Raw genomic sequence first — 22075 nt, forward strand, 5'->3', positions numbered from 1 at the left:
GTACAGGCGCTGAGCCGTTCGCGCCTGTCGCACATGGACCAGATGTGGGGCGGGGGGTGCTTGCCTCCGTCGACGGGCTGCGGTTCGTCGTCCCGGTCAAGAGCATCAACACCGGCCCCTCGCCTGAGTACTACGCGTACAAGAGGGGCCTGACCCGGCTCAACGCCGTCAATGACCAGGTGGCGGGAATCGGAGCGATGGTCGTGCGCGGCACCCCGCGCGACAGCCTGTTCACCCTGGACACGCTGCTGAACCTCGACGGGGGAGTCCGGCCGGAGATGGTGGCGACCGACAGCGCCTCGTACTCCGACATGGCCTTCGGCCTGTACGAGATGCTCGGTTTCCGCTTCGCCCCGCGCTTCCGCGACCTCGCGGACCAGCGGTTCCGACGCGCGGACGTGGCGGTGCCGAACGGCCAGGAACCGGAAGGAGATTTACGGGCCGCTGGAAGCCATCGCCCGCAACCGCGTGAACCTGAAGCGGATCACCACGCACTGGCCGGACATGCTGCGCGTGGCCGGGTCGCTGATCACCAACCAGGTCCGCGCCTACGACCTGCTGCGAATGTTCGGCCGCGAGGGACACCCCACCCCGCTCGGTGCCGCGTTCGCCGAGTACGGGCGCATCGACAAGACCATGCATCTGCATCCCGACGCCGCTGTCGCCCAGCCCCGCGCCGAGGGCCACGACCTCAAGGATGAGGACGTGGCCCGCCTGTCTCCGCTGAAGGACAGGCACATCAACGTCATGGGCTGGACGATGACCACGGTGGTGGGCAGGGCTGACCGTCAGGAGCCGGCCAGTGCACTGATCAGTTTGCGGGCCGCCGCCTTGCTCAGCGGTCGCTCTGAGCGGCGGGCGTGGGCTGGTCGAGGGATGCCTTCGATTCGTCGACGAGTCCGGTCAGGCGGGCGACCTCGACGTCGGTCAGATTTTCGGCGACCCCGGACGCAGCGACATTGGAGCGCAGATGGTCGGGATTGTTCGTGCCGGGGATGACGACGGTGGAGGGAGAGCGGCGCAGCAGCCAGGCGAGCGCGACCTGGGCCGACGTGGCGCCGAGGCGCTTTGCGGGGCCGGTCAGCGCGTGGTGGCCGCTGAGCCGACCCGAGGCCAGCGGGAAGTAGGGAACGAACAAGATCCCTTGGGCTTCGCAGTCTGCGAGCACTTGGACGCCGCTGCGGTCGAGCAGGTTGAAGCGGTTCTGCACGGCCGCGATGGGAGTCATCTGCTGCGCGCGGGCCAGCATCTGCGGGGACGCGCCGGACAGACCGATACGCCGGATGAGCCCCTGCTCGCGCAGCTCGACGAGCACGCCGAGAGACTCCTCCATGGGAACGTCCGAGTGTGCTCCCGGGGTGTCTCCGACGAGCCGCAGGTACGTCAGCTCGCTCGCCTCCGTTCCCAAGTCGGCCAGCGCTTCGTGGACCTGCCGCCGGACCGTGTCCGGATGGCCGTCGACGATCCAGGACCCGTCCGAGCCGCGCTCGGCGCCGACCTTGTTGCCGATGATCACGCCTTCCGGGAGCGGTCGCAGGGCCCGTCCGATCAGCTGGTTCACCGTCCGCGGCCCGTACGCGTTCGCGGTGTCGAAGAACGTGACCCCCTGCTCCACCGCCAGGCGCAGCACCTGGCACGACGACTCCGGGTCTTCCGGCAGCCCCCACACGTTCGGCCCCGCGAGCTGCATGGCGCCATACCCGACACGGTTCATTGGCTCTTCCTTCGCTGTATCACTGCCGCGCTCATATCCGTAGCACTGCCCGTTCCAGTGATACGCCGAATGCCGTAGCATTGCAACCGTGGACGACGCGAAGAGCCGCACCCGCCGGCAGATCCTCGAAGTAGCGGCCGACATCCTGGAGCGGGAGGGCGCAGAGGGCGTCTCCACCCGCGCCGTCGCCGCGGCAGCGGGCATTCGGGCCGCCTCCCTCTACCAGCTCTTCGGCGACAAGGAAGGCCTCCTCTCGGCGCTGGCCATCCACGCTTTCGACCTCTATCTGGCCGGGAAGCACACCTTGACGCAGAGTGGCGACCCGGTCGACGACATGCGCCGCGGGTGGGACATGCACGTCGACTTCGGCCTGCGGCATCCCGCCTTCTACCTGCTGATGTACGGCGCCGATCGACCCGGCCGCCGCCCGCCCGCCGCAGCGGAAGCCAACGCACTTCTGATGAAGTTCCTCAACCGCGCCGCCGACGACAGCCGCCTCCGGGTACCGCCCGCCCTCGCCGCCCGCCTCACCCTGGCAGCCATCACCGGGGTCACCCTGTCGCTGATCGGCACCCCCGAGGACGACCGCGACATGGAGGTCTCCGCGAGGATGCGTGACACCCTCATCGACTCCCTCACCACCGACCCGCCCCCGGCGAGGGACTCCACCCTCGCCTCGCGCGCCCTCGCTCTCGACGCCGCTCTCGCCGGCGCGGACCGGCCTGCTCTCCCGCTTCGCCCGACCGAAACGGCGCTCCTGCACGACTGGCTGCATCAACTCGCGCGTTGACCGCCACCTCGCGGACGCGCCGCACTGATCTCACCCACGCGAAGACGACCGACCGACTCGATCACAGCTTCCTCGGTCGGCAACGTGAGATCCGGGCCCGGGATGCCGTCTCGCGCAAACGATGGCGAGCTCAAGCGGTCAGCGCATCACTGCTGTTCAGGAGGTCAGCGTAGACCTCTGCCGGAATGCGGTAGCCGTGGGTCTCGCGCGGACGGTGGTTGAGTTCGTGAGCGATGGCGGAGACCGAGCGGGAGAACATCCGTGAGTCCACGCTGGAGTACCTCGACACTGCAGCCCGCAAGGGCAAGCACGGCGGCAGCCCCCGGTCATCACCGACGACATGCTCGACACCGTGCTCCGGCGCCACGCGGGCGGCGAGTCCGTCGAGGAGATCCAGCCCGACCTGATCACCCCCGCCGGCAAGCGCGGTCCGCGCGGAGTTCGCCGCGCTCCAGAACGCCGATGTCCCCCGGCCCCGCCCGGACACCGAGATCCCCAGTGCACGGCCATGATCAATCTCGGCGCTACTTCCTTTACCTCAACTACTCACACCCGGGAATGCAGCCGCAGCGGCCGCACGTTGACGACCGCTGACCGACTCTCCCAACCCCCGGGAAGAAGGCGGGCCCATGACGTCCTCGCCGACCACGATGCGCGCCGTCCGGCTCTCCGCCCCCGGCCCCGTGGACAACCTGCGGCTGACGACGCTCCCGCTGCCGCCCGAGAGAGACGGCTGGGTGCGCATCCGCGTCGAGGCGTTCGGCCTCAACCGCTCGGAGTTGAAGCTTCGGCTGGGTGTCAGCGTGGGCGTCAGCTTTCCCCGGGTGCCGGGTATCGAAGCCGCCGGCACGGTGGATGCGGCCCCGGCCGGCAGCGGGCTGGCTCCCGGACAGAAGGTCGTCGCGATGATGGGCGACATGGGGCGCACCTACGACGGCGGCTACGCGGAGTACACGTCGGTGCCGCTGTCCCAGGTCATCCCCGTCGACACCGACCTGCCCTGGGAGGTACTGGGCGCCCTGCCGGAGATGGTGCAGACCGCCTACGGCTCGCTCACCGTCGGCCTGGACCTGAGGCCCGGTCAGTCGCTGCTGATCCGCGGCGGTACTTCCTCGGTGGGCCTGGCAGCCGCCGCCCTGGCCGCATGGCGCGGCGCCACGGTGCTGTCCACCACCCGGCGGGCCGGCCGCCTCGCTTCGCTGAAGGAGCGCGGTGTCGACCACCCTCTGCTCGACAGCGGCGAGGTCGCGCCCGCCATGCGCGAGCTGTACCCGGAGGGCGTGGACGCCGCCCTTGATCTCGTCGGCACGCCGACCCTGCCCGACACTTTGCGCGCGGTGCGCGTGCACGGCACGGCCTGCTTCGGCGGCAGCCTCTCCAACCAGTGGACGGTGCGGGACTTCTCCCCGAACGAGTACCTGCCGAAGGGTGTGCGTCTGGCGGGCTACTTCGGCGACGCCGCCGACCTGCCTCGGGAAGCCTTCCAGGAGATCCTCGACGCGGTCGCGGCCGGCCGGCTGGCCTTCCCCGTGGACCGCGTCTACGACGGCCTGGAGCAGATGCCGCAGGCCCACGACGACATGGAGCACGACCGCGCCACCGGCAAACTCGTCGTCCGCGTCCGGCATTAGGGCCTGAGAGAACCGGTGAAACGAAAAAACACCCGCGCGGCCAGGAGCCGGAGCGGGTGCCCGCTCCCCCTGCCCGCGAAACGGGCGTCATGGGGTGATGCTGTGTCCGAGGGGGGACTTGAACCCCCACGCCCGATAAAGGGCACTAGCACCTCAAGCTAGCGCGTCTGCCATTCCGCCACCCGGACCAGGTGTCTGCCGCCTTGACGGGGGTGCTCCCCGCGGCGACGTGGACAACAATACCAAGATTTCGGAGTGGCCTTCACCTGCATATCCGTCGTCCGGAAGGGGCTATCGATGCCCATGGCAACAGTATTCTGTATACTGTCGCCACCGAATGGCCCCGACTCGGAGGCGACATGGAAGAGCTGGATCCCGCAGTGGTGATGGGAATGGCCGCCCAGGCACCCGACGGCATCGTGATCATCGACGGCGAGGGACTGATCCGTTACTGGAACCGGGGGGCGGAGCGCATCTTCGGCTTCTCGGCGGACGACGTGGCCGGCCGCAGTCTGGATGTGATCATCCCCGAGAAGCACCGGAAGCGTCACTGGGACGGCTTCCAGGAGGCCATGGACCGCGGGTCCAGCAAGTACGGGGAGGCGGACCTGCTGAACGTTCCGGCGCTGGGCGCGGACGGCCGCAAGCTGTCCATCGAGTTCAGCGTGGTGCTGTTGCCGGCGCCGGACGGCAGCGCGTACTGCGGAGCGGTCATCCGGGATGTCACCGCGCGACGCGAGCGTGAGCGGGAGCTGATGCGGCGACGGGCCGAGGCGACGGTCTGAGCCCCACCCGGCCGACACCGCACAGCACGGGAGCGGCCGTGGCCCGAAGGCCACGGCCGCTCCCGTTGTCGTCAGGCGACGACCTGGCCGTCGTGCAGCTTGCGGATGTCGTCCGCGTCGTAGCCGAGGTCCGCGAGCACCTCGTCGGTGTGCTCGCCGAGCAGCGGCGCACCCTTGATGTCGGGCTTCCAGCCGGAGAACTTGATCGGGCTGCCCACGGTCAGATAGGTGCCGCGCTCCTTCTGCTCCACCTCGACGATCGTGCCGCTCTCGCGCATGTCGGCGTCCTCGGCGAGCTCCTTCATGCTGAGCACGGGGGCGCAGGGCACCTCCCACTCGCGCAGGATGTCGACCGCCTCGTACTTGGTCTTGTCGGCGAGCCACTTCTCGATCTCGCCGAAGATCTCCATGATGTGCGGCTGACGGGCCCGGGCGGTGGTGTACTCCGGGTCGTCGACCCACTCGGGGTGACCGATGGCCTCGGCGGTACGCTTCCAGTTCTGCTCCTGGACCGTGAAGTAGATGTAGGCATTGGGGTCGGTCTCCCAGCCCTTGCACTTCAGGATCCAGCCCGGCTGCCCGCCGCCACCGGCGTTGCCGCCGCGGGGCACCGCGTCGCCGAACTCGCCGTGCGGGTACTGCGGGTACTCCTCCAGGTAGCCGACCCTCTCCAGGCGCTGCTGGTCACGGAGCTTGACCCGGGTGAGGTTGAGGCAGGCGTCCTGCATGGACACCGAGACCTTCTGGCCCTCACCGGTCTGGTTGCGCTGGATGATGGCCGTGAGGAGGCCGATCATCAGGTGCATACCGGTGTTGCTGTCACCGAGGGCCGAGCCGCTGATGGTGGGCGGGCCGTCCCAGAACCCGGTGGTGGACGCGGCGCCGCCGGCGGCCTGGGCGACGTTCTCGTAGACCTTGAGGTCGTTCCACTTCGAGGCGTCGTTGAAGCCCTTGACCGAGCCGAAGATCAGCCGCGGGTTCAGCTCGTGGATGTAGTCCCAGCCCAGACCCATGCGGTCCATGGCGCCCGGCGCGAAGTTCTCGACGAGGATGTCGGACTCGCGGATCAGCTTCTCCATGACCTCCTTGCCCTCGGGGGTCTTGGTGTTGATGGCCAGCGAGCGCTTGTTGCTGTTGAGCATGGTGAAGTACAGGGCGTCGAGGTCGGGGATGTCCCGCAGCTGCTGGCGGGTCACGTCGCCGCCGTTGATGCGCTCGACCTTGATGACGTCGGCGCCGAACCAGGCGAGCATCTGGGTGCATGCGGGACCGGCCTGCACCCCGGTGAAGTCGATCACCTTGATTCCGGCGAGCGGCTTTTCACTCATGTTGGCTTCCTTCTCGTGAATGAACGCGTGCGGGGAGGGAGTTGGGGGGTGAAGGCGCTTACTTCTTCGCCGCCGTGATGTTGCCGACGGTGATGCCCTTCGGGTTGAGGTGCGAGATGTGGCCGCTCTCGGTGCCGGCCGAGGGGTCGATCACGCAGTCGATGAGCGCCGGGCCGTCGGAGGCCAGTGCCTCGGTGAGGGCGGCGGTGACTTCGGCGGGCGTGGTCGCGCGGTAGCCCTTGCCGCCGAACGCCTCGATCATCAGGTCGTGGCGGGCGGCGAGCATCAGGGTCGTCGGGGACGGTGCGTCGCCCTGCGGGTTGACGTCGTCGCCCCGGTAGACACCGCCGTTGTTCATGATGATCGTGACGACGGGCAGCTTGTAGCGGCAGATAGTCTCCAGCTCCATGCCGCTGAACCCGAAGGCGCTGTCGCCCTCCACGGCGACGACCGGTGCGCCGCTCTCGACGGCGGCGGCGATCGCATATCCCATACCGATGCCCATGACGCCCCAGGTGCCGCTGTCGAGGCGGTGGCGCGGTACGTGCATGTCGATGACGTTGCGTGCGATGTCCAGCGCGTTGGCGCCCTCGTTGACGAGGTAGGTCTCGGGACGGGTGTGGATGACATCGCGTACGGCCTTCAGGGCGCCCATGAACTGCATGGGGTGCGGGTCGGCCTCAAGACGCTTCGCCATCTTCGCGACGTTCTGCGCCGAACGTGCCCCCAACTCCTCGCGCCAGGCGGCGGGAGCCGTGATCTGGCCGGGCTTGGTGCGCTCGGCAAGCGCGTCGAGTACGGACTCGATGTCGCCGACGAGCGGGGCCGCGATGGGCTGGTTGCTGTCCATCTCCCTGGGCTCGATGTCCACCTGGACGAACTTGGCGTCGGGGTTCCACGACGGCCCCTCGCCGTGATTCAGCAGCCAGTTGAGGCGGGCGCCGACGAGCATCACCACGTCGGCCTTCTTCAGCGCCATCGAACGGGCGGTGGCCGCGGACTGCGGGTGGTTGTCGGGCAGCAGGCCCTTCGCCATCGACATCGGTACGTACGGGATGCCGGTCGACTCGATGAACTCGCGGATCCTGGCGTCCGCCTGGGCGTACGCGGCGCCCTTGCCGAGGACCACCAGCGGCCGTTCGGCACTCGCCAGGAGCTCGATCGCCCGGTCCACCGCCTCGGGTGCGGGCAGTTGGCGCGGCGCCGGGTCGACGAGCCGGCTCAGCGTCCTGGCGCCGTCCGCGGCGGGCAGGATGGAGCCGAGCACCGCGGCGGGGATGTCGAGGTAGACCCCGCCGGGGCGCCCGGAGATCGCGGTGCGCAGCGCGCGGGCGATACCGCGCCCGATGTCCTCGACCCGGCTCACCCGGTAGGCCGCCTTGACGAAAGGCTGGGCGGCGGCGAGCTGGTCCATCTCCTCGTAGTCGCCCTGCTTGAGGTCGACGAGATGGCGCTCGCTGGAGCCGGAGATCTGGACCATCGGGAAGCAGTTCGTGGTGGCGTTCGCCAGCGCGACAAGGCCGTTGAGGAAGCCCGGTGCCGACACGGTCAGCGCCACGCCCGGCTTCTTCGTGAGGTAGCCGGCGGCAGCCGCCGCGTGTCCGGCGTTGCTCTCGTGACGGAAGCCGATGTAGCGGATGCCCTGTGCCTGCGCGAGGCGGGCCAGGTCCGTGATCGGGATGCCGACCACCCCGTAGATGGTGTCGACGTCGTTCATCTTGAGCGCGTCGACGACCAGGTGGTACCCGTCGGTGAGCTCGGTCGGAACGTCGGCTGCTGCCGCGGTCTCCAGTGTCGAGGGGGCGGTCATGGTCCGAGGTCCTCCTTGGGCAGGTCCTGCCGTGCGGCTACTCCTCTCACCATCCGCAGGGCGCCCGCCCGCGTCCAAGACCCATCGGCGACCAGCCGATAAACAGCATCTATCGATGGCTGGTGGGGGCGTCGCAGCTCCCTTGATAGATGGTTGCTATCGGCCGTTCGCCAGTACGTATTGGACGCCCACCGTGCGCCACCGCAGGCTCGCAGAGGACGGTTTCGTCCGACTGGGCGCGAGGAGGTGGGGTCATGGCCGCTCCGGCCGCGGCATCCGTGCGCGACGCGAACCGGTATCGGCCGCCGGCGGTCACCGGACTCGTCGATCTCCTCGACCGACAGGTGCGCGAACGCCCGTACGCCCGCGCCCTCGTCGTCGGCGGAGAGCGGGTGCACCTGTCCTACCGGGCTCTCGCGACGCTCGCGGACGAGGTGGCGTCCCGGCTCGGCGGCACGGGACTGCACCGCGGCGATGCGGTCGGCCTGATCTGTGCCAACACCGCCGAGTTCGTCGTCGCGTTGCTCGGCGCGGCGCGCGCCGGTCTGGTGGTCGCTCCGCTGGACCCCGCACTGCCCGGCTCCCAACTCTCGGCGCGGCTGGAGGCGTTGGGCGCGCGGGCCGTCCTGCTCGGCCCGGTCGAGGCCGACGCCCCACTGCCCGTGCCGGCGTGGCCCCTGCGGGTGGACGCCTCCCGCGCGGGAACGGCGGCGGTCGTCCTGGAGCCGGGCGTTCTCGTCGTGCCCCGAGTGCGAGGTGCCGCAGGCGAGTTGTCGGGCGTCGACGCCCTCGTCCTGTTCACGGCCGGCACCACCGACCGGGCGAAGATGGTCCCGCTGACCCACGCCAACGTGGCCGCGTCCGTCCGCACCATCTGCGCCACCTACGAGTTGGGCCCCGGTGACGCGACGGTCGCGGTGATGCCGTTCTTCCACGGCCACGGGTTGTTCGCGGCCCTGCTCGCTTCCCTGGCCAGCGGGGGCTGTGTCCTGCTGCCCGAGCGGGGGCGGTTCTCGGCGGGCACGTTCTGGGACGACATGCGGGCCGCCGCGGCCACCTGGTTCACCGCGGTCCCGACCATCCACGAGATCCTCCTGGACCGGTCGGAGACGGAGTACCCGGGGCCGCAGGCGCCACCGCTGAAGTTCGTACGCAGTTGCAGCGCACCCCTCAACAGCGCCACGCAGCGGGCGCTGGAGCGGACGTTCGGCGCACCGCTGTTGTCCGCCTACGGTATGACCGAGTCCACGCACCAGGCGACCAGCGAGCCGCTGCCGCAGCGGGGAGCACTGAAACAGGGGTCGGTCGGCCGGGCGACCGGGGTCGAGGTCCGGGTCGTGGACCGCAGCGGGCGTCCGTGTCCGGCGGGCGTCGAGGGCGAGGTGTGGGTGCACGGTCCCACCGTCGCCCGCGGCTACCTCGCCGACCGCGACGAGTCGTCGTACACCTTCGTCGACGGGTGGCTGCACACCGGTGACCTGGGCGCACTGGACGAGGACGGATACCTGTCCCTGACCGGGCGGATCAAGAACCTCATCAACCGGGGCGGCGAGAAGATCTCACCCGAGTACGTCGAGGACATCCTCGCCGGTTGCCCGGGCGTCGCCGAGGCTGCCGTGTTCGCCGCGCCCGACACGACGTACGGACAGCGGGTCGGCGCCGCCGTGGTGGTGCGCGAGGGCGAGAGCGTCGGGCCGGAGGAGATCCTGCAGTACTGCCGCGACCACCTGGCCGCGTTCGAGGTGCCGGACCGGATCGAGCTGGTCGGGGGGCTGCCGCACACGGCGAAGGGGGGCTTGGACCGGAAGGCGGTACAGGCCCTGTACACGCCTTGAAGGTGGCGCGGGACGCGCCCCTTCAGGGGCGCGGAGAACTGCGCGACCAGCCCCCACCGGGCCCGCGGTAAACGAACAACCCTCCGGCGGAGCGTTCAGCGCCCGGTCGGCAACGGACCGTCGAAGAAGTCGTCCAGCGACAACCCGGTCGCCGCGTTGACGAACGCCCGCGCGGCGACCGACCCGGGCGTCCCGGCATGGATCGCCACCGAAACCTGCGCCCCGGCCTCCGGGTCGACCAGCGGCAGCGCCCTGGTCCGCCCGATCACCGGCATCGCCCGCAGCCAGGTGTTCGGCACGATGCTCGCCCACCCCCCACCGCCGACGTGCGCGTAGAGGGAGGCGATCGAGTCCGTCTCCACCTGCGGCGTCACCACGTACCCCTTGTCCGCGAACACGGTGTCTACAATCTGCCGGATCCGCATATCGGGCGTCAGCAGCGCGAGCGGCAGCTGGGCCGCGTCCGCCCAGGTCATGGTGGCTGCCTGCGAGGTCAACTGGTCGTCCGACACCAGCAGCATGTACCGCTCCTGGTACAGCGGAACGACCTGCAGCCCTTCCTGGTCGCCGGGATCGAAGTGGGCGATCGCCACGTCCAGCTCGAAGTCCCGCAGCTGACGGTGGAGTTCCTTCGTCGAGAGCCGGGAACGGACCTGCACCTTGGCCAGCGGGTGCGCAGCACAGAACGCGGCCACGGGCAGCGCCAGGGTCGTCGACGCGGTGGGGTCCGTGCCGAGCCGCAGCGTCCCCGTGATGCCCGACTGCACGGCGGCCACCTCGGCCTTGAACGCGTCCTGTTCGGCGAGGATCCGCTTGGCCCACACGACGAGCCGTTCGCCCTCCGGGGTGAGGCCCTGGTAGTTGTGCCCGCGGTTGATCAGGGTGACGTTCAGCTCCCGCTCCAGCTTGGCGATCGCCGCCGAGAGCGCAGGCTGGGACACGTAGCAGGATTCCGCCGCCCGGGCGAAGTGCCGCTCCCTCGCCACCGCCACGAAGTATTCGAGCTGCCTGAACAGCATGAACGACTCCCTTCGAGCGAGGCTCCCGCGATCTTCGTGCGAGCATACGGAACTCCGGCGCGGGACGAGGTGGGCACACGTTTCAGCGCAGGAGCTTCACGGCCGCCACCACCAGGGGGTCAAGGCCGTCGGCTCCGGCGTCGACGAGCTCGTACAGCCTGGTCCGCATGCGCGGGTCCCAGAACCTGCCGATGTGCCCCGCGACTTCCTCGGCGGCCCGCTCCCTGGGCAGATGTCCGAGGTTCGCGGCGATGTCGTTCGCCATCCTGAGCTCCGACGGCACGGTCGCCGGCATCTCAGTCCACCACCGTGACGAGGTCGTTCGCCGTGACTTCGGTGTCGCTGTGCCGGTCCGGGCGCGCGAGCGCCACCTGTACGGCGGTCACCTTGTACTCCGGGCAGTTGGTGGCCCAGTCGGAGTTCTCGGTGGTCACCACGTTGGCGCCGGTGACAGGGTGGTGGAAGGTGGTGTACACGACGCCGGTCGGCATCCGGTCGGAGATCTCCGCGCGCAGGGTCGTCTGCCCGACACGGCTGGCCAGGGTGACCATGTCGCCGTCGGTGATGCCGCGGTCCTCGGCGTCGTGGGGGTGCAGTTCCAGGATGTCCTCGGGATGCCAGGCGACATTGCCGGTACGGCGGGTCTGCGCGCCGACGTTGTACTGGCTGAGGATGCGTCCCGTGGTGAGCACCAGCGGGAATCGGCGGGTGCTGCGCTCGTTCGTCGGGACGTAGGAGGTGACCACGAACTTGCCCTTCCCGCGCACGAATTCGTCCACGTGCATGATGGGCGTCCCTTCCGGGGCCTCCTCGTTGCACGGCCACTGGACGCTGCCGAGCTTGTCCAGCACCTCGAAGGAGACGCCGGTGAACGTCGGTGTGACGGAGGCGATTTCGTCCATGATCTGGCTCGGATGGTCGTACGACATCTCATAGCCCATGGCGGTGGCGATCTCGCTGACGATCTGCCACTCGTGCTTGCCCGTCTTCGGCTTCATCACCGCGCGCACCCGGTTGATGCGGCGTTCGGCGTTGGTGAACGTGCCGTCCTTCTCCAGGAAGGACGCGCCGGGCAGGAAGACGTGCGCGAACTTGGCCGTCTCGTTGAGGAACAGGTCCTGTACGACGACCAGTTCCATCGCTTCGAGGGCCGCGGTGACGTGCTTGAGGTTCGGGTCCGACTGGGCGATGTCCTCGCCGTGGACGAACAGGCCGCGGAAGGTGCCGTCGATCGCCGCGTCGAACATGTTCGGGATGCGAAGTCCCGGCTCGGGGAGGAGGGTTCCGCCCCAGAGGTTCTCGAACACGGTGCGTACGGCGTCGTCGGAGACATGCCGGTAGCCGGGGAGTTCGTGCGGGAAGGAGCCCATGTCGCAGGAGCCCTGCACGTTGTTCTGGCCGCGCAGCGGGTTGACGCCGACGCCGTCGCGGCCGATGTTTCCGCAGGCCATCGCGAGGTTCGCCATTCCCATGACCATGGTCGAGCCCTGGCTGTGCTCGGTGACGCCGAGGCCGTAGTAGATGGCCCCGTTGGGCGCTTCGGCGTACAGCCTCGCGGCGGCACGGAGTTCCTCGGCCGGGACGCCGGTGATCGGTTCGACCGCCTCGGGGCTGTTTTCGGGGCGTGCGATGAACTCCGCCCAGTCGTCGAAGCCTTCGCACCTGGCGTCGACGAAGGATCGGTCGACCAGGCCTTCGGTGACGACGACGTGCGCCATGGCGTTGACGACGGCGACGTTGGTGCTCGGCCTGAGCTGGAGGTGGTGCTGGGCCTCGATGTGGGGCGAGCGCACGAGGTCGATGCGGCGGGGGTCGACGACGATGAGCTGGGCGCCCTCGCGCAGCCGGCGCTTCATCCGGGAGGCGAACACCGGGTGCCCGTCGGTGGGGTTGGCGCCGATCACCATGATGACGTCGGCCTCGGCCACCGAGCGGAAGTCCTGGGTGCCGGCGGACTCGCCGAAGGTCTGCTTGAGGCCGTATCCCGTCGGGGAGTGGCAGACGCGGGCGCAGGTGTCGACGTTGTTGTTGCCGAAGGCCGCGCGGACCATCTTCTGTACGACGTAGACCTCTTCGTTGGTGCAGCGCGAGGAGGTGATGGCGCCGACCGCGCTCGATCCGTGGCTGTCCTGGATCTCGCGCATGCGGCGGGCGACGGTGCCGATCGCCTCGTCCCACTCGACCTCGCGCCAGGGGTCGGTGATGCGGTCGCGGACCATGGGCCTCAGGACGCGGTCGGGGTGGGTGGCGTAGCCGAAGGCGAAGCGGCCCTTCACACAGGAGTGGCCCTCGTTCGCGCCGCCGTCCTTGTACGGCACCATGCGCACGAGTTCGTCGCCGCGCAGCTCGGCCTTGAAGGAGCAGCCGACTCCGCAGTACGCGCAAGTCGTCACAACTGACCTGGTGGGCATGCCTAGTTCGACGACCGACCTCTCCTGGAGCGTCGACGTCGGACAGGCCTGCACGCACGCCCCGCAGGAGACGCATTCGGAGTCCATGAAGGTCTCGCCGGCGCCCGCCGCGACCTTGGACTCGAACCCGCGCCCCTCGATGGTCAGCGCGAACGTGCCCTGCACCTCGCCGCAGGCCCGCACACAGCGGGAGCAGGCGATGCACTTGGAGGGGTCGAAGTCGAAGTAGGGGTTGGAGGTGTCCTTCTCGGCGTCGAGGTGGTTGGCGCCCTCGTAGCCGTACCGGACCTGCCTGAGGCCCACCACGCCTGCCATGTCCTGGAGTTCGCAGTCGCCGTTGGCGGGGCAGGTGAGGCAGTCCAGCGGGTGGTCGGAGATGTAGAGCTCCATGACGCCCTGGCGGAGCTTCTCCACCTTCGGTGTCTGGGTGCTCACCTTCATCCCGTCGGCGCACGGTGTGGTGCAGGACGCCGGGGTGCCGCGCCGGCCGTCGATCTCCACCACGCACAGCCGGCACGAGCCGAACGCCTCAAGGCTGTCGGTGGCGCACAGTTTGGGTATCTCGACGCCGGCCTGCGCGGCCGCGCGCATCACCGACGTGCCCTCGGGGACGGTCACCGGCAGACCGTCCACCTCCACCGACACGGTCGCCGGTCCGGGCCGCTCGGGGGTTCCGAAGTCGGGTTCCTTGAGGAGTGTCATGCCGTGCCCTCCGTCGTCACGCCGTTCGGTCGTACGGGTTGGATCTCCAGGAGTCGACGGCCGCCGTGGAAGTCGTCGGGGAAGTGGGCGAGGGCGCTGCGGACGGGCATCGGTGTCAGCCCGCCCATCGCGCACAGCGAACCCTCGGTCATCAGGTCGCACAGGTCTTCGAGGAGGGCGAGGTTCTCGTCGCGGTGCGTTCCGGCCACGATCTTGTCGATGACCTCGACGCCGCGCACGGAACCGACCCTGCACGGCGTGCACTTGCCGCAGGACTCCTCGGCGCAGAACTCCATCGCGAAACGCGCCTGGGCGGCCATGTCGACGGTGTCGTCGAAGACGACGATGCCGCCGTGGCCGACCATCGCACCGGCCGCCGCGAACGCCTCGTAGTCCATCGGCAGGTCGAACATCGACTCCGGCAGATACGCCCCCAGCGGCCCGCCGACCTGCACGGTCCGTACCGGACGTCCGGAGTGGGTGCCGCCGCCGTACTCCTCTATGAGTTCGCGCAGAGTGATCCCGAAGGCGGTCTCCACGATGCCTCCGCGCGCGATGTTGCCGCCGAGCTGGAACACCTGGGTGCCTCGGGAGCGTTCGACGCCGAGTTCCTGGTACGCCTTCGCGCCCTCGGCGAGGACGACGGGCACGGTGGCCAGCGTGAGGACGTTGTTCACCACGGTGGGTTTCCCGAACAGACCCTCGATCGCGGGGATCGGCGGCTTCGCCCGGACCATGCCGCGCTTGCCCTCCAGGCTCTCCAGCATGGAGGTCTCCTCGCCGCAGATGTACGCGCCGGCGCCGACGCGGACGTGCAGGTCGAAGTCGAGCGCGGAGCCGAGGATGCCCTTGCCGAGCCAGCCGTGCTCGCGTGCAATCGCGATCGCCGAGCGCATCGTGGCGATCGCGTCCGGGTATTCGGAGCGGATGTAGAAGTAGCCCTCGCTCGCACCGACCGCGTGCGCGGCGATCGTCATGCCCTCGATGAGCATGAACGGGTCGCCCTCCATGACCATGCGGTCGGCGAAGGTCCCGCTGTCGCCCTCGTCGGCGTTGCAGCAGACGAACTTCAGCTCGTCGGCGCACTCCAGCACGGTCTTCCACTTGATGCCGGCGGGGAATCCGGCGCCGCCCCGGCCGCGCAGTCCGGATGCGGTGACCTCCGCGACGACGTCCGCGGGCGCCATCCCGAGTGCGGTCCGCAGTCCCGCGAGGCCGCCGTGCGCCTCGTAGTCCTCCGTGGACAGCGGGTCGGTGACTCCGACTCTGGCGAAGGTGACACGGTTCTGGCGGGCCAGCCAGGGGAGTTCGTCCACGAGGCCGAGCCGCAGGGGGTGGTCCGCCCCGTCGAGCATGCCGGAGGCCAGGAGTCCGGCCACGTCCTCCGGGGCCACGGGGCCGTAGCCGACCCGGCCCTGCGGGGTCACGACCTCGACCATCGGCTCCAGCCACAGCAGGCCGCGCGATCCGTTGCGTACGACGTCGATGGCGAAGTCCCCGTGACGGGAGGCGTCTTGGAACGCCTGCGCGACCTCGTCCGCTCCGACGGACTTCGCCGCCGAGTCGCGGGGGACGTAGACCGTCGCCATGGAGTGCGAAGTGTTGGTCATCAGGAGACCGTCCCGTTGAGGATCGAGCCCAGCCGGGCGGGGCCGACGCGTCCGTACAGTCGGCCGTTGGCCTCCACCGACGGCCCGAGTGCGCAGTTGCCGAGGCAGAAGACCTGCTCGACGGTGACGGAACCGTCCACCGTCGTCTCCCCCAGCGTCAGTCCGGCCTCACGCGCGTAGCTCACCAGCCGGTCGGCTCCCAGGGCCTGGCAGGCCTCGGCGCGGCAGATGCGCACCGTGCTGCGTCCCGCAGGCTCACGGCGGAAGTCGTGGTAGAAGGTCACCACTCCGTGGACGTCCGCGCGGGAGAGGTTGAGCTCGTCGGCGAGTACCGGGATCGCCTCCTGCGGCACATGGCCCAACTCGGCCTGAACGGCGTGCAGTACGGGCAGCAGCGCACCGCGTTGGCCCTGGTGCCGGGCCACCACCCTCCGGACCACGCTCTCGACCGTCACATCACTCCCGCTGGTCGTCATGATCGCTTCGCCTTCCGTCACACGGGTCCCCGGCGAGGGTTGCAGGAGACTGAAACAATACCCCATACAGGCTTCTGTATACAGAACTCAATCGAGAAAGATGCGATGCGGCACCCGGCGCAGGTACACCCCGAAAGGCCACCGACCAGGGTCTCGCCAGCGACTGCACACGCCATCCTGCATACCAAAACCTGTATGCTTGCGCCGCCCGTCGGCAACCCCTCGGCGGCCACCACTTGGCAAAGCCGCCGCCCCCGAGGCCCGGCGGCAGAACGGGACAACCATGCGCGAGGCACTCACGGCCGCAGCGTCCCGGCGCGTCACCCGCCCGGCACCGCTGCGTCAGGCCGTGTACGACGCCCTCACCGAGCTGATCATCAACGGTTCGCTCAAGCCCGGCCAGCACCTGGTCGAGGCCGAACTCGCCGAGCACCTCGGTGTCAGCCGCCAGCCGGTTCGCGAGGCCCTCCAGCGCCTGCAGACCTCCGGCTGGGTCGACCTGCGCCCCGCCCAGGGAGCCTTCGTGCACTCCCCCACCGAGGAGGAGGCCGCCCAGCTCCTCGGTGTCCGCTCGGTACTGGAAACCTACTCGGCCCAGCTCGCCGCGCAGAACGCCAAGCCCGAGGACGTCGAGCGCCTTGACGAACTCCAGTTGGAAGGCATCGCCGCTCTCGCCGACGGTGACGCCGAACGCCTGGTCGCGGCCAACACCGCCCTGCACGACTTCATCATCTCCGTGGCGGACAACGCCGTACTGGCCGAGCTGATCGGCCAGGTCGGCCAGAAGGTGCGCTGGTACTACACCCCCATCGCCAAGCCCCGCGGCAAGGAGGCCTGGAACGAGCACTCCCAGCTCATCAAGGCCATCGCCAAGGGCGACGCGGACCGCGCGGGCGAGATCATGCGCAGGCACACCGAGCGCACGACCGACTTCTACCGCAGGCAGATCGCCGCTAGAACGAGCCAGGACTGACACCGCCGAAACCACCCCGGGCGCGATTCAGGACGACGCGAGGGAGCCGGCGGGACGGCGAGCGGTTCCGGGGGAGGCGTCGACGGCGGGCCGCCTCAGAGCTCCGGAACCGGCGGCGGCCCGCAGTTCGAGCAGCCACGGAAGCACCGTGCGCAGTACGGTGTCGAGCCCGCCGCCGTCCTCGCCGAGCATCGCGTCGGCAGGCACCAGCACCGGATCGGCGAACACCGTGGACGTCGCACTGCCGCCGGGCCCCACGCCGCCGGGCCGGGCCGGGACGAACAGATCCGGAGCATGCGCCGGCACCACCCACAGGGTCAGGCCGTCCGGTGCGGCAAGCGGCTGGGAGGACCAGACATAACTGTCGGCCTCTCCCGCCGCGACCACCTGGTGCTTGCGTCCCCGCAGTGCGGCCACGTCACCGGAGCGGGCGGCGGTGGAGCACGGCACCAGGAGTTGGTCCGTCTCCGCCTCGGCGAGAGCAAGGCTGCTGAGGTGGCGTCCGGCGGCGATCTCACCTCGCATCCAGGGGCTGCCGTACGAGTCGATGACGGCGACCGCCGTGTAGTGGGACTGGAGCACGGCCGCCGTCGCCGGGCAGACGCGCGCTGTTCGTGCCACCACCTCGACGGCTTCGGGCAGCCCGCGTCCACCACCGCCGAATTCGCTGGAAAGGGTGAGCCCCAACAGCCCGGCGCTGCCGAGGGCGGTCACTGCGGAGCGGGGGAACCTGCCCTTGGCGCCGGTCACTGCGGCGGTGGGTTCGATGACACTGGTCAGGACTTCTGAGAGAGCGGTGCGGTACGACACGGGGTGACCCCCTCGGGAACGACTTCTGGTCCACTGCCAGGCGATGGCTGCATACAGTATTCTGCATCCAGCGTCAGGCGCCAGAGGCAGGACTGAGCGAATTCCGCGAGGCGCGCGATTTCCCGGCGAGAGCCGAGCGGAAGTGGCTATTGCATACTAAACTCAGTATCCCGTAGCCGATCATTGGCGACGATGGCTTGGCGTCAGCGCTCGAACGACGGAGGGAAGGCCCATGCCCGACACACCCACCGTGGCAGCCCGCGGCCCGATCAGTCGGCCCGCCCCACTGCGTCAGGCGGTCTACGACGCCCTGACGGAACTGATCATCAACGGTTCGCTCAAACCCGGCCAGCACCTCGTCGAGGCCGAACTCGCCGAGCAGCTGGGAGTCAGCCGCCAGCCGATACGTGAGGCGCTGCAACGGCTGCACACGACCGGCTGGGTCGATCTGCGCCCCTCGCAGGGCGCCTTCGTCCACTCCCCCACCACGGAGGAATGCGCCCAGCTGCTCAGCGTCCGGGGGCTCCTCGAGACCCACTCCGCGCGCGGCGCCGCCCAGCACGCCACTCCCGACGACGTGGCCCGGCTGTGGGAACTCCAGCAGACCGGCCTCACCGCCCTGGCGGCCGGCGACGCCCGGGCGATCGTGGAGGCCAACGCCGCCCTGCACACCCACATCACGCGCCTCTCCCGCAACGCGGTCCTCGCCGAACTCATCCCCCAGGTCGACCGGCGCGTGCGCTGGTACTACATGCCGATCGCCAAGCCGCGCGGCCAGGACGCCTGGAGCGAGCACGCCCGGATCATCGAGGCGGTCGCCGACGGCGACCCCGACCGCGCGGAGGAGCTCATGCGCCGGCACACGCGGAACACCACCGACTTCTACTGCCGGCAGATCGCCGCGGTGACCGGCCAGAGCGTCTGACGCGCGGACGGGGCCCGGGTCGGGGCGGTGGCTCAGGGCCGCGGGTCGATCTCCCGCAGCAGCCCGGTGGTCACGTCGAAGACGAAGCCCCGGACGTCATCGGTGTGCGGCAGGAACGGCGAGGTCCGCACGCGCTGCATCGACTGCCGTACGTCCTGGTCGACGTCCCGGAAGGCTTCCACCGCCCAGGCCGGCCGCTGGCCGACCTCCATCTCCAACTCGTGCCGGAACTCCTCCGTCAGGGTCTGCAGACCGCAGCCGGTGTGGTGGATGAGTATGACGCTACGGGTGCCCAGCGCACGCTGGCTGATGGTCAGGGAGCGGATCGTGTCGTCGGTCACCACACCACCGGCGTTGCGGACGGTGTGGCAGTCGCCCAGCTCCAGGCCGAGCGCCGCGTGCAGGTCGATACGGGCGTCCATGCAGGCCACGACGGCCACGCGCAGGACCGGACGGGCGTCCTTTCCGGGGTCGACGAATCCGGCGGCGTAGGCGCGGTTGGCTTCCACGAGCCGGTCGGTGACCGTACCGACGCGGGGAGCGGTTCGGTCGGGCTGTACGAAACGGGGTGCTGGTGTCGACATGCTGGGCTACCTCACTCCGGTCGGTTGGAAACACGTGCCAGGGGTTAGGTGTGCGCCGCTTCCCGACGGACCGCGTCCTGACGGACCGCTTCCAGTCGGACCACGACGCCCTTCGACGTAGGGGTGTTGCTGATGTCGGCCACGCTGTCCAACGGCACGAGGACGTTGGTCTCGGGGTAGTAGGCCGCGGCCGAACCGGGAGTGGTCGGATAGGCGACCACCCGGAAGCTCTCCGCCCGGCGTTCGGCCCCGTCGCGCCACACGCTCACCAGGTCCACCTCGCTGCGGTCGGCGAGGCCGAGCGCCTCCAGGTCGGCGGGGTTGACGAGGACGACCCGGCGGGCGTTGTGGATGCCCCGGTAGCGGTCGTTCATCGCATACGGGACGGTGTTCCACTGGTCGTGGGAGCGCAGGGTCTGGAGCAGCAGATGGCCCGCGGGGACGTGCGGCATCTCGAAGTCGTTGCGGGTGAACACGGCCCTGCCGCTCGGGGTGGGGAACACCCCCTCGTTCACCGGATTGGGCAGCCGGAAGCCGCCCGGCCGGGCCACGCGGGCGTTGAAGTCCTCGAAGCCCGGCACGACCCTGGAGATGCGGTCCCGGATCGTGTCGTAGTCGGCCTCGAACTTCTCCCAGGGGATGGCCGGCCGGTTCCCCAGGGTGCGCCGGGCCAGTCGCGAGATGATCGCGACTTCGCTGAGCAGGTGCGGGGAGGCCGGATGCAGTCGGCCGCGCGAGGCGTGCACCTCGCTCATGGAGTCCTCGACGGTGACGAACTGCTCACCGCCCTTCTGGATGTCGCGGTCGCTGCGGCCGAGGGTCGGAAGGATCAGCGCGGTGTCGCCGCAGACGGTGTGGGAGCGGTTGAGCTTGGTGGAGATGTGTGCGGTGAGCCGGCAGCGCCGCATCGCCCGTTCGGTGACCTCGCTGTCGGGTGTGGCCCGGACGAAGTTTCCCGCGACTCCGAGGAAGACCTTGGCATCACCGTCGCGCATGGCCCGGATGGCGTCCACCGAGTCCAGGCCGTGCGCGGCGGGCGGGGTGAAGGCGAACTCGCGCTCCAGGGCGTCCAGGAACTCCTGCGGCATCCGTTCCCAGATGCCCATGGTCCGGTCGCCCTGCACGTTGCTGTGACCGCGCACCGGGCAGACGCCCGCTCCGGGCCTGCCGATGTTGCCGCGCAGCAGAAGGAAGTTGACGACCTCACGGATGGTGGGGACGGCGTGCTTGTGCTGCGTCAGCCCCATCGCCCAGCAGACGATGACCCGTTCGCTGCGCAGCACCAACTCCGCTACGGCCTCGATCTCTTCGCGGGTCAGCCCGGTGGCGTCGAGGATGTCGTCCCAGGACGCCTTGCGTGCCGCTGCGACGAAGTCGTCGAAGCCCGTCGTGTGCGCCGCGATGAACCCGTGGTCCAGGACCTCTCCCGGCCTGGCGTCCTCCGCCTCCAGCAACAGCAGGTTCAGCGCCTGGAAGAGTGCGAGGTCGCCACCGGGCCGGATCTGCAGGAACCGGTCGGCGATGGGGGTGCCGTGCCCGATGATTCCGCGGGCCTTCTGCGGATGCTTGAACCGGATCAGCCCGGCCTCGGGCAGCGGGTTCACGGCGACGACGCGGCCGCCGTTGAGTTTGGTCTCCTCCAGGGCGGAGAGCATCCGCGGATGGTTGGTCCCCGGGTTCTGGCCCACCACGAACACGAGGTCGCAGTGGTGGATGTCGTCCAGGCTCACGCTGCCCTTGCCGATGCCCAGCGTCTCCTGGAGTGCGGAGCCGCTGGACTCGTGGCACATGTTGCTGCAGTCGGGCAGGTTGTTCGTGCCGTAGGCGCGGGCGAGGAGCTGGAGGAGGAAGGCGGCCTCGTTGTTGAGGCGGCCCGAGGTGTAGAAGAGGGCCTCGTCGGGTGAGTCGAGGCCGCGCAGTTCCTCGGCGAGCAGACCGAGCGCTTCGTCCCAGCCGATCGGCTCGTAGTGGTCGGCGCCGGGCCGCTTGACCATGGGTTCGGTCAGCCGGCCCTGCTGGTTGAGCCAGTAGTCGGACTTCTCCGCGAGCTCCGGGACGGAGTGCTCGCGGAAGAAGTCCGCGGTGACCCGGCGCGAGGTCGCCTCGTCGTTGATGTGCTTGGCGCCGTTCTCGCAGTACTCGTTCTTCGCCCGCTCGCCCGGCGCGGGTTCCGGCCAGGCACAGCCGGGGCAGTCGAACCCCTTGGTCTGGTTGATGTTCAGCAGGGTCAGCGCCGTTCGCCGGACCGATGTCTGGCCGAGCGAGTACTGCATCGCGTGCGTCACGGCGGGCAGTCCGGTCGCCCAGGTCTTGGGCGGGGTGACCTCCAGGCCGTCTTCCGCCGGGTCTTCGATGGTGCTCATGATCTGGCCTCTGTGCCTTTCTGCCGCTCTCGCGCGTACGGCGGATCCGACGCCGTGACCGCTTCGAGATCAGCTTCGGCCGGGCCGTGAGCGGTAGTCAAAGACAGAACAACTTCCAGTTGATAAACGGTGCCTATCAAGCGGTCAGATCACGCCCTGTGCTTTGAGCTGCGCCAATTCGTCCTGTGGGATGCCGAGTTCACCGATGAGGATTTCTTCGTTGTGTTGGCCGAGGAGGGGTGGGGTGGTGATGTCGGCGGGGGAGTCGGAGAGTTTGAGGGGGTTGCCGACGGTGGTGAAGGGGCCGCG

General features: G+C 69.5%; 18 protein-coding genes, 1 tRNA gene and 2 pseudogenes. 7 read left to right on the forward strand and 14 right to left on the reverse strand.

Going from position 1 to position 22075, the window contains the following annotated elements:
* Positions 1–47: 47 nt before the first annotated feature.
* Positions 48–813 (forward strand): annotated as a pseudogene (locus ACIHFB_RS16660) (Tn3 family transposase); the annotation flags it as partial.
* Positions 814–835: 22 nt separating this feature from the next.
* On the opposite strand, the gene ACIHFB_RS16665 reads toward ACIHFB_RS16660, so the two are convergent.
* A complete protein-coding gene (locus ACIHFB_RS16665; protein WP_400127122.1) occupies positions 836–1714 on the reverse strand; it encodes an aldo/keto reductase in 879 nt (292 codons plus the stop codon).
* A gap of 88 nt (positions 1715–1802) precedes the next feature.
* On the opposite strand from ACIHFB_RS16665, the gene ACIHFB_RS16670 reads away from it, so the two are divergent.
* Positions 1803–2504: a TetR/AcrR family transcriptional regulator gene (locus ACIHFB_RS16670; RefSeq protein ID WP_400127123.1), complete on the forward strand. Its 702-nt coding sequence runs from the start codon at positions 1803–1805 to the stop codon at positions 2502–2504.
* Positions 2505–2634: 130 nt separating this feature from the next.
* Here ACIHFB_RS16670 and ACIHFB_RS16675 read toward each other — a convergent pair whose 3' ends face one another.
* The gene (locus ACIHFB_RS16675) at positions 2635–2775 is read right to left on the reverse strand and encodes a hypothetical protein (RefSeq protein WP_400127125.1); all 141 of its coding nucleotides are present in this window, start codon (positions 2773–2775) and stop codon (positions 2635–2637) included.
* Between the two features lie 358 nt (positions 2776–3133).
* On the opposite strand from ACIHFB_RS16675, the gene ACIHFB_RS16680 reads away from it, so the two are divergent.
* A complete protein-coding gene (locus tag ACIHFB_RS16680) occupies positions 3134–4135 on the forward strand; it encodes a zinc-binding dehydrogenase (RefSeq protein ID WP_400127127.1) in 1002 nt (333 codons plus the stop codon).
* A gap of 103 nt (positions 4136–4238) precedes the next feature.
* Here ACIHFB_RS16680 and ACIHFB_RS16685 read toward each other — a convergent pair.
* Positions 4239–4323 (reverse strand) — tRNA-Leu (locus ACIHFB_RS16685).
* A gap of 171 nt (positions 4324–4494) precedes the next feature.
* Between ACIHFB_RS16685 and ACIHFB_RS16690 the strand changes: the two genes are divergently transcribed.
* A complete protein-coding gene (locus ACIHFB_RS16690; RefSeq protein WP_365286517.1) occupies positions 4495–4920 on the forward strand; it encodes a PAS domain S-box protein in 426 nt (141 codons plus the stop codon).
* Between the two features lie 71 nt (positions 4921–4991).
* Here ACIHFB_RS16690 and frc read toward each other — a convergent pair whose 3' ends face one another.
* Positions 4992–6248 carry a formyl-CoA transferase gene (gene frc, locus ACIHFB_RS16695; RefSeq protein ID WP_365286515.1) on the reverse strand — a complete coding sequence of 419 codons (1257 nt, stop codon included), beginning with the start codon at positions 6246–6248 and terminating at the stop codon, positions 4992–4994.
* A gap of 58 nt (positions 6249–6306) precedes the next feature.
* Complete coding sequence (gene oxc, locus ACIHFB_RS16700) at positions 6307–8058, reverse strand: oxalyl-CoA decarboxylase (protein WP_400127128.1); 1752 nt, start codon at positions 8056–8058, stop codon at positions 6307–6309.
* Positions 8059–8312: 254 nt separating this feature from the next.
* Between oxc and ACIHFB_RS16705 the strand changes: the two genes are divergently transcribed.
* Positions 8313–9893: a FadD7 family fatty acid--CoA ligase gene (locus ACIHFB_RS16705; RefSeq protein ID WP_400127129.1), complete on the forward strand. Its 1581-nt coding sequence runs from the start codon at positions 8313–8315 to the stop codon at positions 9891–9893.
* 95 nt (positions 9894–9988) lie between these two features.
* Here ACIHFB_RS16705 and ACIHFB_RS16710 read toward each other — a convergent pair whose 3' ends face one another.
* From ACIHFB_RS16710 to ACIHFB_RS16730, 5 genes are all read right to left on the reverse strand, one after another.
* Positions 9989–10912 carry a LysR family transcriptional regulator gene (locus ACIHFB_RS16710; RefSeq protein ID WP_365286509.1) on the reverse strand — a complete coding sequence of 308 codons (924 nt, stop codon included), beginning with the start codon at positions 10910–10912 and terminating at the stop codon, positions 9989–9991.
* Positions 10913–10994: 82 nt separating this feature from the next.
* Complete coding sequence (locus ACIHFB_RS16715) at positions 10995–11177, reverse strand: formate dehydrogenase subunit delta (protein WP_400127131.1); 183 nt, start codon at positions 11175–11177, stop codon at positions 10995–10997.
* A 31-nt stretch (positions 11178–11208) separates the two neighbouring features.
* Positions 11209–14025 carry a formate dehydrogenase subunit alpha gene (fdhF, locus tag ACIHFB_RS16720; RefSeq protein WP_400127132.1) on the reverse strand — a complete coding sequence of 939 codons (2817 nt, stop codon included), beginning with the start codon at positions 14023–14025 and terminating at the stop codon, positions 11209–11211.
* Positions 14022–15635, reverse strand: a complete 1614-nt coding sequence (locus tag ACIHFB_RS16725) for a formate dehydrogenase beta subunit (RefSeq protein ID WP_400127133.1) — start codon at positions 15633–15635, stop codon at positions 14022–14024. Before ACIHFB_RS16725 ends, fdhF begins: the two co-directional genes overlap by 4 nt.
* On the reverse strand, positions 15635–16111 hold the full coding sequence (locus ACIHFB_RS16730) for a formate dehydrogenase subunit gamma (RefSeq protein ID WP_365286501.1): 477 nt from the start codon (positions 16109–16111) through the stop codon (positions 15635–15637). Before ACIHFB_RS16730 ends, ACIHFB_RS16725 begins: the two co-directional genes overlap by 1 nt.
* Before the next feature lie 283 nt (positions 16112–16394).
* Here ACIHFB_RS16730 and ACIHFB_RS16735 point away from each other — a divergent pair, with 283 nt between their 5' ends.
* Positions 16395–17084, forward strand: a complete 690-nt coding sequence (locus tag ACIHFB_RS16735; protein ID WP_365286499.1) for a GntR family transcriptional regulator — start codon at positions 16395–16397, stop codon at positions 17082–17084.
* Positions 17085–17111: 27 nt separating this feature from the next.
* On the opposite strand, the gene ACIHFB_RS16740 is transcribed toward ACIHFB_RS16735, so the two are convergent.
* Entirely contained in the window at positions 17112–17894 is a 783-nt protein-coding gene (locus tag ACIHFB_RS16740; RefSeq protein ID WP_365286497.1) for an acyl-CoA dehydrogenase family protein, read from the reverse strand.
* A gap of 232 nt (positions 17895–18126) precedes the next feature.
* Here ACIHFB_RS16740 and ACIHFB_RS16745 point away from each other — a divergent pair, with 232 nt between their 5' ends.
* The gene (locus ACIHFB_RS16745) at positions 18127–18819 is read left to right on the forward strand and encodes a GntR family transcriptional regulator (RefSeq protein WP_400127136.1); all 693 of its coding nucleotides are present in this window, start codon (positions 18127–18129) and stop codon (positions 18817–18819) included.
* A gap of 32 nt (positions 18820–18851) precedes the next feature.
* Here ACIHFB_RS16745 and ACIHFB_RS16750 read toward each other — a convergent pair whose 3' ends face one another.
* The 3 genes and pseudogenes from ACIHFB_RS16750 to ACIHFB_RS16760 all read right to left on the reverse strand — a co-directional run.
* Positions 18852–19403 carry a carbonic anhydrase gene (locus ACIHFB_RS16750; protein ID WP_365286493.1) on the reverse strand — a complete coding sequence of 184 codons (552 nt, stop codon included), beginning with the start codon at positions 19401–19403 and terminating at the stop codon, positions 18852–18854.
* A 44-nt stretch (positions 19404–19447) separates the two neighbouring features.
* Positions 19448–21766, reverse strand: a complete 2319-nt coding sequence (locus tag ACIHFB_RS16755) for an FdhF/YdeP family oxidoreductase (protein ID WP_400127138.1) — start codon at positions 21764–21766, stop codon at positions 19448–19450.
* Positions 21767–21910: 144 nt separating this feature from the next.
* Positions 21911–22075, reverse strand: a pseudogene (locus ACIHFB_RS16760) (formyl-CoA transferase); the annotation flags it as partial.

Source organism: Streptomyces sp. NPDC051963 (assembly GCF_044593495.1).
Classification (GTDB): domain Bacteria; phylum Actinomycetota; class Actinomycetes; order Streptomycetales; family Streptomycetaceae; genus Streptomyces.